The sequence below is a fragment of the Rhodopseudomonas infernalis genome (assembly GCF_022271405.1).
GTDB lineage: Bacteria > Pseudomonadota > Alphaproteobacteria > Rhizobiales > Xanthobacteraceae > Rhodopseudomonas > Rhodopseudomonas infernalis.
On record NZ_JAJNAL010000071.1, the window covers coordinates 1 to 14,920 of the forward strand.

Here is a 14,920-nt window from a genome sequence, read left to right on the forward strand (position 1 = left end):
GGGCCGCCCCCCCCCCCCCCCCCCCCGCCGCTTAGCGCTTGCGCTCCGGGCCGCTGACGATGCCGTCGGCCTTCAGCCTGGCGATGTCGTCCGCCGAATAGCCGAACTCGCCCAGCACTTCGTCGGCGTGCTGGCTGAAGGTCGGCGGGATGTGGCGCAGGCTCGCTTTGGTGCGATCGAACCGGACCGGCGAGGCGATGCCCTTGTACCAGTCCTTCTCGATGATATCGCCGCGCGCCTTGACGTGATCGGAGGCGAGTGCCTTGTCGATCGCCTGCACCGGACCGGCCGGCAGCCCGGCGGCGAGCAGCTTGCGGCACAGCGGCTCGGCGTCGTGGTTGGCGAGGATCGCCTCCAGCTCCGCGCGCAACTCGGCCCGGTTGACGACGCGGTCGCGGTTGCGGGCGAAGCGCGGATCGGTCCCGAGCTCCGGCTTGCCGAGCTCGCGGCACAGCTTGCGGAAGGTGCCGTCGTTGCCGACGCCCATGAAGATGTTGCCGTCGCGCGCCGCGAACACCGAATACGGATACAGATTCGGATGCTCGTTGCCGGTGCGCGCCGGCGGCTTGCCGTGCATGAAGAAGTTCGCCGTGTGCGGATGCATGATGGCGAGGCCGGTCTCGAACAGCGTCGCCTCGACGAACTGGCCGAGCCCGGACTTCTGCCGCTCGAGCAGCGCCATCAGGATGCCGACGCAGGCATAGAGCCCGGTCGACATATCGACCAGCGCCACGCCGATGCGGGTCGGGCCAGAGTCGGGCGTGCCGGTCGATTCCATCAGGCCGACCATCGACTGGATGATCGCGTCGTAGCCGGGATGGCCGCCATGCGGGCCGTCGCCGCCGAAGCCGGAGATCCGGCAATGCACCAGCTGCGGAAATTTCGCCCGCAGCACCTCGTTGCCGATGCCCCATTTGTCGAGCGTGCCCGGCTTGAAGTTCTCGATCATGACGTCGGCGTCTTCGAGCATCTTCATCAGCACGGCACGGCCGCCCTCGGAGGCGAGGTCGAGGCCGATCGAGCGCTTGTTGCGGTTGGTGCCGATGAAATACGCCGCGTCGTCGTCGTGGAAGGGCGGGCCCCAGTCGCGGGTCTCGTCGCCGGCCGGTGGTTCGACCTTGATCACGTCGGCGCCGTGATCGGCGAGAATCTGGGTGCAGTACGGACCACCGAGCACGCGCGACAGATCGATCACGCGCAAACCGGCAATCGCGCCGGCCATCAGGGGAGAAGTCATGAGGGCTTTCTTGTCGAAGCTTTGATGGGAGGACGAATTTAGCCGTCAGAGGCGCTTCTTGGCAAATGCGCGACCGGACGCCGACTTCAGATATTTTCAAAGGCATACGCTTGGTGTTCGTTACTGAAGGCCACATAAGTCTTCAACCACCAAGGGCGATGCTTTGAGGTGTGCGGGACTTCGCCGGCATTGTGCTTCTTGAGCCGCGCCCGGAGATCGTCGGTGATGCCGACGTAGAAGTGCTCGGAATCGAGGCTTTCGAGGAGGTAAACGTATTTCGTCGGATGGATCCGATTGAAAGAACGGCTGCTCAAACGCGAAAACGAAAGCGCGACGAATCAGTTTAGCAAAAGGGCGTGTTGAAATCAGATGGTTGGGCTTACCGGCCCGGCTTCGCCCTGCGGGCTACGCCGCGGCAGCCTTCACTTGCTTCGCTAGGATAGTTTGACGGGTTTGCCGAGCCGAAGCTTGCGAAGCAAGCGAAGGCTGGTGGAGCCAGGCGGGATCGAACCGCCGACCTCTTGCATGCCATGCAAGCGCTCTCCCAGCTGAGCTATGGCCCCGTACCCTGGGTGCGGGCGGTCAAATCACCGCGCGCGGCATTCGTTGATCACAGTTTGACGACGAGCTCAAGTCTCCTCATCGCCAGAAACGTCACCAATGATGTCGGTGACGTCTTCATCCCCTTCTTCTTCGTCGGCGATGAAGGTCGAATCGTCGTCATCCTCGATCGATTCGTCGATTTCGATGTCGTCTTCCGACTCAGGAACGACCGCCTTGACCTTCCCGGTCTTCTCCTCGGCATCGGCCTCTTCGAGCGACACCAGCTCTTCGGCCTCCATCGCCTCGGGCGCTTCGGTCGTGTCGGCGGCTGCGGCAGAGCGCTGATCGGCGCGGCCGCGTGACGCCGCGACCGGCGCAATCGGCACCACCTCGCCGGTGTAGGGCGATATCACCGGAGATTTATTCAGATCGTAGAACTTTTTGCCCGTTGTGGGGCAAATACGTTTGGTTCCGAGATCGGATTTCGCCACTTGTGCAACCTTGGGATTTCTTGAAAAACGGTGCTTCACTTGGCTAGTTGCCACGCCGCTGTCAATAGCGGTTTATGCCGTATCGGCGGCCACGCAGCGCGCGGCCCCGCTTGCATCGGGCGACCGGCGCCCAGGGGACCTCCATCTTGAGCCATTCAGACCAGACCTCGCAGCTCTCTGCGCGCAAGAGCGCGGCACTTCGTGGCACCGCCCGGGTGCCCGGCGACAAGTCGATCTCGCACCGCGCCCTGATCCTCGGCGCGCTGGCGGTCGGCGAGACCCGGATCACCGGCCTGCTCGAAGGCGAGGACGTGCTCAATACCGGCAAGGCGATGCGCGCCCTGGGGGCTCGCGTCGAACGCACCGGCGACTGCGCCTGGAGCGTCCACGGCGTCGGCGTCGCCGGCTTCGCCCAGCCGGACGCGCCGCTCGACTTCGGCAATTCCGGCACCGGCTGCAGGCTGGCGATGGGCGCGGTCGCCGGTTCGCCGATCACCGCGATTTTCGACGGCGACGCCTCGCTCCGCAGCCGGCCGATGCGGCGAATCGTCGATCCGCTGGAGCAGATGGGCGCCAGGGTGGTGTCGAGCGCCGAGGGCGGCCGGCTGCCGCTGACGCTGGCCGGCGCGCGCGCCCCGCTGCCGATCACCTACCGCACGCCTGTGCCGTCGGCGCAGATCAAATCCGCCGTCCTGCTCGCCGGCCTGTCGGCGCCGGGCGTCACCACGGTGATCGAAGCCGAAGCGAGCCGCGACCACACAGAGCTGATGCTGCAGCATTTCGGCGCCACGTTGGTGACCGAGGCGGAAGGCCGGCTCGGCCGCAAGATCAGCCTCACCGGCCAGCCCGAGCTGCGCGGCGCGCCGGTGGTGGTGCCGGCCGATCCGTCCTCGGCCGCATTCCCGATGGTTGCCGCCTTGGTGGTGCCGGGCTCGGACGTCGTGCTGACCGACGTCATGACCAATCCGCTGCGCACCGGCCTGATCACCACGCTGCGCGAGATGGGCGGCCTGATCGAGGAAAGCCAGACCCGCGGCGACGCCGGCGAGCCGATGGCGCAGTTCCGCATTCGCGGCTCGCAGCTGCGCGGCGTCGAGGTGCCGGCCGAGCGAGCGCCGTCGATGATCGACGAATATCTGGTGCTGGCGGTCGCGGCCGCATTCGCCGAGGGCACCACCATCATGCGCGGCCTGCACGAACTGCGCGTCAAGGAAAGCGACCGGCTCGAGGCCACCGCCGCGATGCTGCGGGTCAACGGCGTCAAGGTCGAGATCGCCGGCGACGACCTGATCGTCGAGGGCAAGGGCCACGTCCCGGGAGGCGGCCTGGTCGCCACCCACATGGATCACCGCATCGCGATGTCGGCGCTGGTGATGGGGCTGGCGGCCGACAAACCGGTGACCGTCGACGACACCGCCTTCATCGCCACCAGCTTCCCGGATTTCGTCCCAATGATGCGGCGGCTGGGGGGCGATCTGGGCTGACGGTCAGGCCGGCTCGACCGGCTCGCGGCCGACGAGGCGATCGGCCTCCTGCTGCACGGCCGTGAGCGACGCCGCCAGCCGTGCGCCGATTTCGGCGCGGTCGGCCTGGCCGTCGACTATCAGCGGCTCGCCGTATCGGATCGCGATCTTGGAGAACAGGCCCGGCAGCAACAGCCGGTCCCAGCTGCGCAGCAGCTTGCCGCGTTGCATGCCGACCCCGACCGGCAGCACCGGAAGCCCGGTGAGCCGGGCGAGATCGAGAATGCCGTCGCTGTTGATGCGCATGCGCGGGCCGCGCGGGCCGTCGGGCGTCACGAACAGGCTGTGGCCGTCGCGCGCCAGCCGCATCATCTCGCGCGCCGCCCGCATGCCGCCCTTCGAGCTCGACCCGACTGCTGTCCGGATCCCGAACATCGCCCCGGCCTTGCTGATGATCTGACCGTCGCGATGACCGCTGATCAGCGCGATCAGCGGCTTGCCGCGCCCCCGCAGCATCGGCAGCATGATCAGCCGCCCATGCCACATCGCCAGAATGTAGGGCTCCGGAACCGGTACTTCGGCGCGATCGAGACGGCCGGTCCACAGGACGAACTGCATATAGGTCGCGGCCGGAATCGTCGCAGCCCATTGGAAGGCATCCGTCCTCAGGATCCGTTTGACGAAAGCAGGAGTGGCCATACCGAGGATTGTCCGGGCAGAGAACGGGGCGCGGCATGCCGGGCTGATTTCCGCGGCTCGCGGGTTTATACCGGCCTGCGGCAGGCTGCAAACAACGCCACTTGAAATACCTCTACTCGCAGTGTTGAACGCAACGGCGCCCGCGCGCGCTGCATTTTCTGGAAGCTGACGACAGCATGATCATCGCCATCGACGGACCCGCCGCCTCCGGCAAAGGCACACTCGGCAAGCGGCTGGCCGCGCACTACGGCTATCGGCACCTTGATACCGGATTGATCTATCGCGCGGTCGCCAAGGCGATGCTCGACGCCGCCGCCGACCTCGCCGACGCGGTGCGCGCGGCCGAGATGGCCCACGCGCTCGATCCGGAAACGTTCGGCGATCCGGCCCTGAAGACCCAAGCGGTCGGCGAAGCCGCCTCGGTGGTCTCGGCGCATCCCGCCGTGCGCGCCGCGCTGGTCGACTTTCAGCGCCGCTTCGCCGCCGACCTGCCCGGCGCCGTGCTGGACGGCCGCGACATCGGAACCGTGATCTGCCCGGACGCCGACGTGAAGATCTTCGTGGTCGCCAAGCCCGAGGTCCGCGCCCAGCGCCGCGCCCTGGAAGCGCAGAGCCGCGGCGAGCCCGCCGACGAGGCGGCGATCCTGGCCGACATCCTCAAACGCGACGAACGTGACAAAAACCGCAGCGCGGCGCCGCTGAGGCAGGCCGACGATGCAGTCTTGCTCGACAATTCCGATTTGGATATAGAAGGCGGCGTCCGGGCCGCCATCGAGATTGTCGAGGCCGTTCGAGCGGGCCGGCGTCGGGTTTAAGCACCAACCGACGCCGTCATTGGAGGAACGCCCGCTCCACGGTTTTCAGCGATGGTTGAACGCATCAAGGCCAGCGCCCTTTTGGGGTCGAGGCCTGCCGTTTCGTTCGCAGCCGGACCGCTTCTTGGAATGCTCTTCTTGGAATGACTGATTGCTGCGATCCGATGATGTCGGATCAACGGCTCGACCGTGCAGGCATGCTGCCGGCCCACTCCGCACTCCAATGCGGAATGGTCGTCAGGTTCGCGGACCCCTGACACTGCGCGCGCGAGACGTCCCTCAACCGAATTGCCGGCGACATCCGCATCTGGAGAACAAATGGCTTCGACTGCTACTTCGTATAACCCGACCCGCGACGATTTCGCCGCGATGCTCGACGAGTCCTTCGCCGGCGGAAACCTTCAGGAAAGCTCCGTCATCAAGGGCAAGGTCGTCGCGATCGAGAAGGACATGGCCGTCATCGACGTCGGCCTGAAGACCGAAGGCCGCGTGGCGCTGCGCGAATTCGCCGGGCCCGGCCGTGATAGCGAATTGAAAGTCGGCGACGAGGTCGAGGTGTTCCTCGACCGGATCGAGAATGCGCTCGGCGAAGCCGTGCTGTCGCGCGACAAGGCGCGCCGCGAAGAGAGCTGGGGCAAGCTCGAGAAGGCCTTCAACAACAACGAGAAGGTGTTCGGCGTCATCTTCAATCAGGTCAAGGGCGGCTTCACGGTCGACCTCGACGGCGCCGTGGCGTTCCTGCCTCGCTCGCAGGTCGACATTCGTCCGATCCGCGACGTCGCGCCGCTGATGAACAACTCGCAGCCGTTCCAGATCCTCAAGATGGACCGCCGCCGCGGCAACATCGTGGTGTCGCGCCGCACGGTTCTCGAAGAGACCCGCGCCGAGCAGCGCCAGGAGCTGGTGCAGAACCTCGAAGAGGGTCAGGTGATCGACGGCGTGGTCAAGAACATCACCGATTACGGTGCGTTCGTCGACCTCGGCGGCATCGACGGCCTGCTGCACGTGACCGATATCGCCTGGCGGCGCGTCAACCACCCGACCGAGGTGCTGACGATCGGCCAGACCGTCAAGGTCAAGATCATCAAGATCAACCACGAGACCCACCGCATCTCGCTCGGCATGAAGCAGCTGCTGGACGATCCGTGGCAGGGCATCGAGGCGAAGTACCCGCTCAACGCGCGCTTCACCGGACGCGTCACCAACATCACCGACTACGGTGCGTTCGTCGAGCTCGAGCCGGGCATCGAAGGCCTCATCCACGTCTCCGAGATGTCGTGGACGAAGAAGAACATGCACCCCGGCAAGATCGTCTCGACCTCGCAGGAAGTCGAAGTGCAGGTGCTCGAGGTGGATTCGGTCAAGCGCCGCATCTCGCTCGGCCTCAAGCAGACGATGCGCAACCCGTGGGAAGTGTTCGTCGAGAAGTATCCGGTCGGATCGACCGTCGAAGGCGAAGTCAAGAACAAGACCGAGTTCGGCCTGTTCCTCGGCCTCGACGGCGACGTCGACGGCATGGTGCATCTGTCGGACCTCGACTGGAAGCAGCCGGGCGAGCAGGTGATCGACAACTTCAAGAAGGGCGACATGGTCAAGGCCATCGTCCTCGATGTGGATGTCGAGAAGGAGCGTATCTCGCTCGGCGTCAAGCAGCTCGAAGGCGACCCCTTCGCCGAGCCGGGCGACGTCAAGAAGGGCGCGATCGTGACCTGCGAAGTGCTCGAGGTGAAGGAATCCGGTATCGACGTGCAGATCGTCGGCACCGACTTCGCGACCTTCATCAAGCGCTCGGAGCTGGCGCGTGACCGCAACGATCAGCGCAGCGACCGCTTCGCTGTCGGTGAGAAGGTCGACGCCCGCGTCATCCAGTTCGACAAGAAGGCCCGCAAGGTCCAGGTGTCGATCAAGGCGCTTGAAGTGGCCGAAGAGAAGGAAGCCATCGCACAGTACGGCTCGTCCGATTCGGGCGCGACGCTGGGCGACATTCTCGGCACCGCGCTCAAGCAGCGCGACAAGTAAGCTCAGGCTTACCGCTGACCAACATCAGGGCCCCGGCATTGCCGGGGCCCTTTTTTGTTTGCCCGGCTATTTGTCGCGCGTCTTGGCCCAGTCCACCGCCGTCATTGCGAGCCGACGGGTCGGCGCGTAGCGCCGCCCGATGACAGGCTCCGCGAAGCAGTCCAGCTCAGTGCACGGCGCTCTGGATTGCTTCGCCGGCTTCGCCTCCTCGCAATGACGACGCGAATGGCGTCGCCAATCTTGTTTTCTTCATATTGGATTGCAATTGATGTAATCCGCTCACCGAAGTTCAACGATCCGCTTCGACAACCGTGACCAGCCGTTTTGCCGGAGAATGTCCATGTCGCTTGATTCCGATGTCATCGTCGATCGCCGCCGCATTCGGCGCAAGCTGACGTTCTGGCGGGTCGCCGCGGTGCTGGCGGCGATCGTCGCGGTGGTAGTGGTCGGCGCGGCGCTGTCGCCGGCCGGCAAGGGTGCTCTGACCACCACCGGGTCGATCGCCAGGATCAAGATCGACGGCCTGATCCGCAGCAACTCCGAACGGATCGAAGCGCTGGAGCGGCTGGAAAAATCGTCGCACGCCGCGGTGATCGTGCACATCAACTCGCCGGGCGGCACCACTGCCGGTTCGGAAGAACTCTACAGCGCGTTGATGCGGCTGAAGGCCAAGAAGCCGATGGTCGTGGTGGTGGAGGGTCTCGCCGCGTCCGGCGGCTACATCGCGGCGCTCGCGTCCGACCACATCATCGCGCAGCAGAGTTCGCTGGTCGGCTCGATCGGCGTGCTGTTTCAATATCCCAACGTCTCCGAGCTGTTGAAGACGGTCGGCGTCCAGGTCGAGGAAGTGAAGTCGTCGCCGCTGAAGGCCGCGCCGAACGGCTTCGAGCCGACCAGCCCGGAAGCGCGCGCCGCGCTGGAATCGCTGGTGCGGGATTCCTACGCATGGTTTCGCGACCTGGTGAAGGAACGGCGCACGATGGATGACGCACAGCTCGGCATCGTCGCCGACGGCCGCGTCTTCACCGGCCGCCAGGCCGTCGGCCTGAAGCTGATCGACGAACTCGGCGACGAGAAGAACGCGGTGGCGTGGCTCGAAACCGAGAAGAAGGTGAAGAGCGGTCTGCCGGTGCGCGACTTCAAGCTCGCACCGCAGTTCGGCGATCTCACCTTCCTGCGCGCGGCGGCGAGCCTCACGCTCGACGCGCTCGGCCTCGGCAGCGTCGCGCGACAGATCGAGCAGTCGGGAGTCGAGCGGCTTGGTCTCGACGGCATGCTGGCGCTGTGGGCGCCGGGAACTACGCGCTGAGCGCAGCGCAGCTGTCACAAGCGGTAATCGAGGAGTTGTGGGGGCGCTCCTAAGCGCCTCCACAAGGCTTTGTCCAGCGCGGCTCGTTTGATTTAGCGTCTTGACAGTTCACAGTATTTTCAAGGAAATGGCGGTCCGCACGCACGGACCGCATCCTCGATGATTAAATCCGAACTCGTTCAACGCATTGCCGAGCACAACCCGCATCTTTATCAGCGGGACGTCGAGAATATCGTCAATGCGATCCTTGACGAGATTGTCGAAGCGCTGGCCCGTGGCGACCGGGTCGAACTCCGCGGATTCGGCGCGTTCTCGGTGAAGCACCGGCCCGCCCGTGCCGGCCGCAATCCGCGCACCGGCGAACATGTTCCGGTCGACCAGAAGAGCGTGCCGTTTTTCAAGACGGGCAAGGAAATGCGCGAACGTTTGAATCGCGACTCCGAGCATCCTGATTCCGGGACATGACGTAGCGCCCGTTTGCTGGGCGACATGTGCTGGGCAAGACGAGCGAGAACGACATGCAGAAGTTTCTGACGGCCTTGGTGCTGATTCCGCTCGGACTGATCTTTATCGTTTTCGCGGTCGCCAACCGACATCTCGTCACCGTCTCTTTCGATCCGCTGGAGCCGAGCGACCCGATGGGCAACGTGCAGCTGCCGCTGTTCGTGCTGATCATCGGCGTTGCGATCCTCGGCGTCATCGCCGGCGGCATCGCCACCTGGTTCCGCCAATCGAAGTGGCGACGTGCCGCACGCCGGCATCAGGCCGAGGCGATCGAGGCGAAAGCCGAACTCGCCAACCTGCGCGCCAGCGTCATGACGCCGGCGTCGAATGAACCGCGCCGCCTGCAGCTGGAGCGCAGTTCCGCGGCCGGCAGACGCGACAAGGCCGACGCGGCGTTGTAGAACACCGGTCGTCTTGCCGGCACCGTGAAGACGCCCGGCCGAAACCTGATCGCACACTCATGTCCGTCGTCGTCAAAATCTGCGGCCTGTCGACCTGCGACACGCTCGAAGCGGCGGTCGCGGCCGGCGCCGACATGGTCGGCTTCGTGTTCTTTCCGGCGTCGCCGCGGCATGTCGGGATGGATGTCGCGGCCGATCTCGGCAAGCAGGTCGCCGGCCGCGCCGCCAAGGTGGCGCTGACGGTCGACGCCAGCGACGCGTTGATCCGCGATATCGTCGAGATCCTGCGGCCCGATCTGTTGCAGCTGCATGGCCACGAAAGCCCGCAGCGCGTGCAGGCGCTGAAGCAGACGTTCGGGCTGCCGGTGATGAAGGCGATCGCGGTCGCGACCGCGGCCGATCTGGCGGTGCTGCCGGCCTATGCTGCGGCAGCCGATCGCCTGCTGTTCGACGCCCGCCCGCCCAGGGACGCGACGCGGCCCGGCGGGCTCGGTACGCCGTTCGACTGGGAACTGCTGCGCGATCTCGATCTCGCGCTTCCTTTCATGGTATCCGGGGGCATCCATGCCGGCAACGTCGCCGAGGCGCTGCGCATCACCCGCGCCGGCGGCGTCGACGTTTCGTCCGGTGTCGAGCAGACGCCCGGCACCAAAGACCCCGACATGATCCGCAGCTTCATCCGCGCCGCGCGCGCCAGCGAAGAGTTGATGACCTGATGAATCCTATCCTGCCCAACTCGTTTCGATCCGGCCCCGACGATCGCGGTCACTTCGGCCTGTTCGGCGGGCGCTTCGTCGCCGAAACGCTGATGCCGCTGATCCTCGATCTGGAAAAGGCCTACGCTGAAGCCAAGGACGATCCGCAGTTTCGCGGCGAGATGGACGGCTACCTCAAGCACTACGTCGGACGGCCTTCGCCGCTGTACTACGCGGAGCGGCTGACCGAGCATTTCGGCGGTGCCAAGATCTACTTCAAGCGCGAAGACCTCAACCACACCGGCGCCCACAAGGTGAACAACGTGCTCGGCCAGATCATGCTGGCCAAGCGGATGGGCAAGCCGCGGATCATCGCCGAGACCGGCGCCGGCATGCACGGCGTCGCCACCGCCACGATGTGCGCCAAGTTCGGCCTGCAATGCGTGGTCTACATGGGCGCCGTCGATGTCACCCGGCAGGAGCCGAACGTGCTGCGCATGAAGGCGCTCGGCGCCGAAGTCCGTCCCGTCACGTCCGGCGCCAACACGCTCAAGGACGCGATGAACGAGGCGCTGCGCGACTGGGTCACCAACGTGCACGACACCTTCTACTGCATCGGCACCGTCGCCGGCCCGCATCCCTATCCCATGATGGTCCGCGACTTCCAGGCGGTGATCGGCCAGGAAGTACGCGATCAGATTATGGAGCTGGAAGGCCGCCTGCCCGACTCGCTGATCGCCTGCATCGGCGGCGGCTCCAACGCGATGGGGCTGTTTCATCCCTTCCTCGACGATGCCGGCGTCACGATCTACGGCGTCGAAGCTGCCGGCCATGGGCTCGACAAGCTGCACGCCGCCTCGATCGCCGGCGGCAAGCCGGGTGTGCTGCACGGCAATCGCACCTACTTGCTGATGGACGATGACGGCCAGATCCAGGAAGCGCATTCGATCTCGGCCGGCCTCGACTATCCGGGCATCGGCCCCGAGCACGCCTGGCTGCACGATGTCGGCCGCGTCAACTTCCTGTCGGCGACCGACACCGAGGCGCTCGAGGCGTTCAAGCTGTGCTGCCGGCTCGAAGGCATCATCCCGGCGCTGGAGCCGGCGCACGCGCTCGCCAAGGTCGTCGATCTCGCGCCGATCCTGCCGAAGGATCATGTGATGGTGCTGAACATGTCGGGCCGCGGCGACAAGGACCTCGCCTCCGTGGCCGAACATCTCGGGGGCAAGTTCTGATGACCACGCGTATCGACACCCGTTTCGCCGAGCTGAAGCGGCAGGGCCGCAAGGCGTTCGTCACCTTCGTGATGGCGGGCGATCCCGACCTCGACACCTCGCTGCAGGTGATCAAGGCGCTGCCGGCCGCCGGCGCCGACATCATCGAAATCGGCATGCCGTTCACCGACCCGATGGCGGACGGCCCGGCCATCCAGGCGGCGGGGCTACGCGCGCTGCACACCGGCACGACGCTGAAGAAAACGCTCGGACTGGTGCGCGATTTCCGCCAGAGCGACGACGCCACCCCGATCGTGCTGATGGGCTACTACAATCCGATCTACATCTACGGCGTCGATGCGTTTCTGGTCGACGCCAAGGCGGCCGGTGTCGACGGGCTGATCGTGGTCGACCTGCCGCCGGAAGAAGACGAAGAGCTGTGCCTGCCGGCCATGAAGGCCGGGCTCAACTTCATCCGCCTCGCCACCCCGACCACCGACGAAAAGCGGTTGCCGGCGGTGCTCGCCAACACCTCGGGCTTCGTCTATTACGTGTCGATCACCGGCATCACCGGTTCGGCCTCGGCGGATACGGCCGCGGTCGGCGCCGCGGTGGCCCGGATCAAGCGTCACACCGACCTGCCGGTCTGCGTCGGATTCGGCATTCGCACCCCCGAAGCTGCCGGCGCGATCGCCGCCCAGGCGGACGGCGCGGTGGTCGGCACCGCCCTGATCGACGCGCTAAACGCCAGCCTCGACGCCGACAAGCGTGCTACCAAGGCGAGCGTGGGCGCGGTGGCGGATCTGGTCGCGGCGTTGTCGGCCGGCGTACGCGGCGCCAAACAGGCTGCCGAATAAGGCAGTCATCAATTCGGGGCATGGTCTGGACGGAGCCCGGCTCCGCCGCCATATCCCGGCAGTGCCATCAACCCAGCGCCGCCATGTTCGGCGACGCGCGGAGCCCATCATGAACTGGTTGACCAACGTCGTCCGTCCGAAGATCCGCAACATGCTGCGGCGGGAAACGCCGGAGAATTTGTGGATCAAATGTCCGGATACCGGGCAGTTGGTGTTCTACAAGGACGTCGAGCAGAACCAGTTCGTCATTCCGGGCTCGAACTACCATATGCGGATGGGCGCGCTGGCCCGGCTGCGCTCGGTGTTCGACAACGAGACCTGGTACGACGTCGCGCTGCCCGAGGTGGTGGCCGACCCGCTCAAGTTCCGCGACGAGCGGAAGTATGTCGACCGCATCAAGGATGCGCGCACCAAGACCGGCGCCCAGGATGCCGTGAAGGTCGGCTTCGGCAAGCTCGAGGGCAACGGCGTCGTCGTCGCCGTGCAGGATTTCGACTTTATGGGCGGCTCGCTCGGCATGGCGGCCGGTGAGGCGATTGTCCGCGGCATGGAGCTGGCGGTCGAGAAGCATTTGCCCTTCATCATGTTCGCGGCCTCCGGCGGCGCGCGGATGCAGGAAGGCATTTTGTCGCTGATGCAGATGCCGCGCACCACCGTGGCGGTGCAGATGCTGCGCGAGGCGGGACTGCCCTACATCGTGGTGCTGACCAATCCGACCACCGGCGGCGTCACCGCGTCCTACGCGATGCTCGGCGATATCCAGCTCGCCGAACCCGGCGCCCTGATCGGCTTCGCCGGCGCCCGCGTGATCGAACAGACGATTCGCGAGAAGCTGCCGGACGGCTTCCAGCGTGCCGAATATCTGCGCGACCACGGCATGGTCGACATGGTGGTGCACCGCCACGATCTGCGCCCCACGCTCGCACGATTGTGCCGGATCCTGACCAAGACGCCGCTGCCCGCCGTCGAAACCGTGACCGTCTCCAGCGCCACGACTGCGGCTGAAGCCGAGCCGGTGGCCGCGGCCGAGATCGTGACGACGGCGCCCGAGGCGACGCCGCCGGCCGCGCCGCAGGCGTGAGCGCAGCGACCGGCCCGCAACCGTCTGTGTCGGTCGGCGACCTGCGCGCGCGCCTCGCACAGCTCCACCCCGCGCAGATCGATCTGACGCTCGGCCGCGTCGAGCGGCTGCTGGCGGCGCTGGACCATCCCGAACGCAGACTGCCGCCGGTGATCCACATCGCCGGCACCAACGGCAAGGGCTCCACCCTCGCCTTTCTGCGCGCCATCCTCGAAGCCGCCGGCCTCAACGTCCACGCCTACACGTCGCCGCATCTGGTGCGCGTCAATGAGACCATCCGGCTCGGCCGGCCGGGCGGCGGCGTGCTGGTCGGCGACGATCAACTGGCCGACGCGCTGGCGCATTGCGAGCGCGTCAACGGCGGCGCGCCGATCACGCTGTTCGAGATCGAGACCGTGGCGGCGCTGTGGCTGTTCGCCCAGCATCCGGCGGATGTGCTGCTGCTCGAAGTCGGGCTCGGCGGCCGGCTCGACGCCACCAACGTGATCGAACATCCGCTCGCCTGCGTGCTGACGCCGATCGGCATCGACCACACCGAATTTCTCGGGCCGACCCTCACCGACATCGCGACCGAAAAGGCCGGCATCCTCCGACGCGGCGCGCCGGCGATCGTGGCCGCACAGGACGATGCAGCGATGGCGGTGATCGAGCGGGAGGCGCAGCGGCAGCGCGCGCCGCTGTTCGCCTGCGGCCAGCAATGGCACGTGCAGATCGAACACGGCCGGCTCGCTTATCAGGACGAGCGCGGCCTGCTCGACCTCACCGCGCCAAAGCTGTTCGGCCGGCATCAGATCGACAATGCGGGCCTCGCCATCGCGACGCTGCGCGCACAGACGCGCTTCAGCATCGATCAGGCTGCGTATCAGGCGGGACTACTCAGCGCCGAATGGCCGGCGCGGATGCAGCGTATCACCACCGGCAAGCTGCTCGGCGATGCGCCGCAGGGCTGCGAGCTATGGCTCGACGGCGCCCACAATGCCGATGGCGGCCGCATTGCCGCCGCAGCGCTCGGCGATCTCGAAGAACGGGTGTCGCGGCCGCTGGTGCTGATCGCCGGCATGATGGCCAACAAGGACGCGCACGCCTTTCTCACCAACTTCACCGGCCTGACGCGGCACATCATCACCGTGCCGATCCCGGATCGCGCCGGCGCGATGCCACCCGAAGCACTCGCCGATGCCGGACGCGCGCTCGGCTTCCGCGTCGAACGCGCGGACGGCATCGAAGCCGCGCTGCGACGCATCGCCGGCCTCGCCTACGAACTACCACCGCGCATCCTGATCACCGGCTCGCTGTATCTGGCCGGCCATGTGTTGGACCTCAACGGAACGCCGCCGAGTTAGTGATGGCCGCGCTGGCGCAGCAGAACGGTATGCCTAGCTATCCCGACACTGGCGAGCGGCGGATAGGTCAGCCGGCCGGACCTGCTTCGACGCGCACTGGCGGATAGCAGTCGCCAACGCTGTGCTCGTGGCGCCCCCACCCCAACCCTCCCCCGCCCGCGGGGGAGGGGGCTCGCCGTGCTGGGGGAGAGGGCTTTTGTTGAGAACTATGCAGACGCCCCGCATCGCAGCAGGCTCCCTCTCCCGCGT

14 protein-coding genes, 1 tRNA gene and 1 pseudogene are annotated in these 14,920 nt (G+C 66.3%); 11 read left to right on the forward strand and 5 right to left on the reverse strand.

Features of this window, described 5'->3' with window-relative positions; all coding sequences use genetic code 11:
- Window positions 1–31: 31 nt before the first annotated feature.
- The 4 genes and pseudogenes from LPW26_RS24785 to LPW26_RS24800 form a co-directional block, all read right to left on the reverse strand.
- Window positions 32–1,237, reverse strand: coding sequence for a CaiB/BaiF CoA transferase family protein (locus LPW26_RS24785; protein ID WP_238738429.1), 1,206 nt, complete (start codon window positions 1,235–1,237; stop codon window positions 32–34).
- Between the two features lie 45 nt (window positions 1,238–1,282).
- Window positions 1,283–1,527, reverse strand: a pseudogene (locus LPW26_RS24790) (GIY-YIG nuclease family protein).
- A gap of 197 nt (window positions 1,528–1,724) precedes the next feature.
- Window positions 1,725–1,800: transfer RNA gene (locus LPW26_RS24795), tRNA-Ala, on the reverse strand.
- A 66-nt stretch (window positions 1,801–1,866) separates the two neighbouring features.
- Complete coding sequence (locus LPW26_RS24800; protein ID WP_238738430.1) at window positions 1,867–2,271, reverse strand: TIGR02300 family protein; 405 nt, start codon at window positions 2,269–2,271, stop codon at window positions 1,867–1,869.
- 146 nt (window positions 2,272–2,417) lie between these two features.
- On the opposite strand from LPW26_RS24800, the gene aroA reads away from it, so the two are divergent.
- Window positions 2,418–3,755, forward strand: a complete 1,338-nt coding sequence (aroA, locus tag LPW26_RS24805) for a 3-phosphoshikimate 1-carboxyvinyltransferase (protein WP_238738431.1) — start codon at window positions 2,418–2,420, stop codon at window positions 3,753–3,755.
- Window positions 3,756–3,758: 3 nt separating this feature from the next.
- Here the strand turns inward: aroA and LPW26_RS24810 are convergent, their stop codons facing one another.
- Window positions 3,759–4,433 carry a lysophospholipid acyltransferase family protein gene (locus LPW26_RS24810; RefSeq protein WP_238738432.1) on the reverse strand — a complete coding sequence of 225 codons (675 nt, stop codon included), beginning with the start codon at window positions 4,431–4,433 and terminating at the stop codon, window positions 3,759–3,761.
- Between the two features lie 176 nt (window positions 4,434–4,609).
- Between LPW26_RS24810 and cmk the strand changes: the two genes are divergently transcribed.
- From cmk to LPW26_RS24860, 10 genes are all read left to right on the forward strand, one after another.
- Window positions 4,610–5,248 (forward strand): (d)CMP kinase, encoded by a 639-nt coding sequence (cmk, locus tag LPW26_RS24815; RefSeq protein ID WP_238738433.1) that lies wholly within the window; start codon window positions 4,610–4,612, stop codon window positions 5,246–5,248.
- 288 nt (window positions 5,249–5,536) lie between these two features.
- Complete coding sequence (rpsA, locus tag LPW26_RS24820; RefSeq protein ID WP_263859039.1) at window positions 5,537–7,267, forward strand: 30S ribosomal protein S1; 1,731 nt, start codon at window positions 5,537–5,539, stop codon at window positions 7,265–7,267.
- Window positions 7,268–7,607: 340 nt separating this feature from the next.
- Entirely contained in the window at window positions 7,608–8,576 is a 969-nt protein-coding gene (sppA, locus tag LPW26_RS24825; protein ID WP_238738435.1) for a signal peptide peptidase SppA, read from the forward strand.
- A 159-nt stretch (window positions 8,577–8,735) separates the two neighbouring features.
- A complete protein-coding gene (locus tag LPW26_RS24830) occupies window positions 8,736–9,041 on the forward strand; it encodes an integration host factor subunit beta (RefSeq protein WP_238738436.1) in 306 nt (101 codons plus the stop codon).
- A 53-nt stretch (window positions 9,042–9,094) separates the two neighbouring features.
- Complete coding sequence (locus tag LPW26_RS24835) at window positions 9,095–9,481, forward strand: LapA family protein (RefSeq protein WP_238738437.1); 387 nt, start codon at window positions 9,095–9,097, stop codon at window positions 9,479–9,481.
- Between the two features lie 59 nt (window positions 9,482–9,540).
- On the forward strand, window positions 9,541–10,197 hold the full coding sequence (locus LPW26_RS24840) for a phosphoribosylanthranilate isomerase (RefSeq protein ID WP_238738438.1): 657 nt from the start codon (window positions 9,541–9,543) through the stop codon (window positions 10,195–10,197).
- A complete protein-coding gene (gene trpB, locus LPW26_RS24845; RefSeq protein WP_238738439.1) occupies window positions 10,197–11,411 on the forward strand; it encodes a tryptophan synthase subunit beta in 1,215 nt (404 codons plus the stop codon). Before LPW26_RS24840 ends, trpB begins: the two co-directional genes overlap by 1 nt.
- On the forward strand, window positions 11,411–12,247 hold the full coding sequence (trpA, locus tag LPW26_RS24850; RefSeq protein WP_238738440.1) for a tryptophan synthase subunit alpha: 837 nt from the start codon (window positions 11,411–11,413) through the stop codon (window positions 12,245–12,247). The genes trpB and trpA overlap by 1 nt, the downstream gene beginning before the upstream one ends.
- A gap of 109 nt (window positions 12,248–12,356) precedes the next feature.
- Window positions 12,357–13,328 carry an acetyl-CoA carboxylase, carboxyltransferase subunit beta gene (accD, locus tag LPW26_RS24855; RefSeq protein WP_238738441.1) on the forward strand — a complete coding sequence of 324 codons (972 nt, stop codon included), beginning with the start codon at window positions 12,357–12,359 and terminating at the stop codon, window positions 13,326–13,328.
- The gene (locus tag LPW26_RS24860) at window positions 13,325–14,671 is read left to right on the forward strand and encodes a bifunctional folylpolyglutamate synthase/dihydrofolate synthase (RefSeq protein WP_238738442.1); all 1,347 of its coding nucleotides are present in this window, start codon (window positions 13,325–13,327) and stop codon (window positions 14,669–14,671) included. The genes accD and LPW26_RS24860 overlap by 4 nt, the downstream gene beginning before the upstream one ends.
- Window positions 14,672–14,920: the final 249 nt, after the last annotated feature.

Excerpts from the sequence above, each read along its gene's own strand:
- LPW26_RS24785 (WP_238738429.1), bottom strand. The coding sequence starts at position 1,237 with ATGACTTCTCCCCTGATGGCCGGCGCGATTGCCGGTTTGCGCGTGATC.
- LPW26_RS24810 (WP_238738432.1), bottom strand. The coding sequence starts at position 4,433 with ATGGCCACTCCTGCTTTCGTCAAACGGATCCTGAGGACGGATGCCTTC.
- cmk (WP_238738433.1), top strand. The coding sequence starts at position 4,610 with ATGATCATCGCCATCGACGGACCCGCCGCCTCCGGCAAAGGCACACTC.
- sppA (WP_238738435.1), top strand. The coding sequence starts at position 7,608 with ATGTCGCTTGATTCCGATGTCATCGTCGATCGCCGCCGCATTCGGCGC.
- LPW26_RS24830 (WP_238738436.1), top strand. The coding sequence starts at position 8,736 with ATGATTAAATCCGAACTCGTTCAACGCATTGCCGAGCACAACCCGCAT.
- LPW26_RS24835 (WP_238738437.1), top strand. The coding sequence starts at position 9,095 with ATGCAGAAGTTTCTGACGGCCTTGGTGCTGATTCCGCTCGGACTGATC.
- LPW26_RS24840 (WP_238738438.1), top strand. The coding sequence starts at position 9,541 with ATGTCCGTCGTCGTCAAAATCTGCGGCCTGTCGACCTGCGACACGCTC.
- trpB (WP_238738439.1), top strand. The coding sequence starts at position 10,197 with ATGAATCCTATCCTGCCCAACTCGTTTCGATCCGGCCCCGACGATCGC.
- trpA (WP_238738440.1), top strand. The coding sequence starts at position 11,411 with ATGACCACGCGTATCGACACCCGTTTCGCCGAGCTGAAGCGGCAGGGC.
- accD (WP_238738441.1), top strand. The coding sequence starts at position 12,357 with ATGAACTGGTTGACCAACGTCGTCCGTCCGAAGATCCGCAACATGCTG.